The 1,368-nt window shown below is 65.1% G+C and carries 1 protein-coding gene; it reads right to left on the reverse strand.

What is annotated here, in order from left to right:
* Positions 1 to 27: 27 nt before the first annotated feature.
* A protein-coding gene (locus FM113_RS07205; RefSeq protein ID WP_087013016.1) for an IS3 family transposase occupies positions 28 to 1,316 on the reverse strand; the annotation gives its coding sequence in 2 pieces (ribosomal slippage) (positions 28 to 1,043 and positions 1,043 to 1,316; 1,290 coding nt in all).
* Positions 1,317 to 1,368: the final 52 nt, after the last annotated feature.

Here is a 1,368-nt window from a genome sequence, read left to right on the forward strand (position 1 = left end):
TGAACCGTCCCGGGTTCTCTGCCGCTTCTATGCGGGGAGAATCTCTCGGGTGAGGGACTTGTAGTAGGCGGCCTCGTATTCGACGGGGCTGCTCATTCCGAGGCTACCGTGAAGTCTGCGGTGGTTGTACCAATCGACCCAGCCAGCGGTGGCGTATTCGACGTCCGCGATGGTCTTGAACGGTCCGTCGTGGAAGATCGTGGTGCGCACGCACTCGGCCTTGTAGAGGCCGTTGATCGTCTCCATCAGGGCGTTGTCGTATGCATCACCGACGGACCCGATCGATGGGGCGATCCCGTCAAGAGCGAGCTTCTCCGTCCACGCTACGGATGTGTACTGGGAGCCGGCATCGGAGTGCGCGCGGAGCTGATCGCGTTCGATCGGGCGGCCCTGGCGGCCCCGTTCCCACAGCGCCATGCGCAGCGGGGTCATGACGAGATCGACGTGTTTGCTGGTCTGCGCATGCCAGGCGACGATGCGTTGAGAGTAGACGTCGAGGATGAACGCGACATACACCCAGCCCGCCCACGAGCGGACATAGGTGAAGTCCATCACCCACGTGTGATCCGGGCGAGGCGCGGTGAAGTCGCGGTTGAGCAGGTCCCCGGCGCGGACGCCGCCCTTTGACGGGATCGTCGTCCGGATCGTCTTCGCGCGTGTCACCCCGGACAGGCCGAGCAGACGCATGGCCCGGTCGACGGCGCCGCGCGAGGCTTCGGGGATCGCGGTCCGGCGGATCAGCGCGGTCATCTTCTTGCGCCCGTAGAGCCCTTCCGGGGTCATCTTCCGCCGCACGACACCAGCAGCGTCGGCCACGGTTGTCCAGGCGGCGTCGCGGACGGCGTCGACGACGAGGGCGTCGGTGATCGTCCGGTTCGCGATGCGGGGCCTGGCCCAGGCCCGGTAGGTTCGTGCAGCGATCTTCACGCCCTGCTCGCACAAGACGCGAATGATCGACTCGACTGCATGACCCTCGGCGCGCATCTGATCGATGAACGCGCGCATCATCGGTTGCGGGGGTCGAGTTCCCCCGCGAAGAAAGTCGTCGCGGCTTTCAGGATCGCGACGTCCTCGCGAAGCTGCTTGTTCTCGGCCTTGAGGCGCTTGATCTCAACTGATTCTTCGCTGGTCTGACCGTCGCGGTCACCGGTGTCGATTTCGGCTTGGATTACCCAGCGGCGCAGAGACTCGGCACCGACGCCTTCCTGGCGAGCGACCGCGGCGACGGCTTGCTGGTTCGAGGGGTACTCGGCCCGGTGCTCGAGGACGAGCCTGACGGCTCGCTCACGCACCTGGGGATCAATCTTCTTTGGCATGACGCCATCCTTTCAACTCGAAAGGAAGCGGCAGAGAACCCGGGACGGTTCA

Origin of the sequence: Leucobacter sp. 7(1) (assembly GCF_900163635.1) — a bacterium.
Taxonomy (GTDB): Bacteria; Actinomycetota; Actinomycetes; order Actinomycetales; family Microbacteriaceae; genus Leucobacter.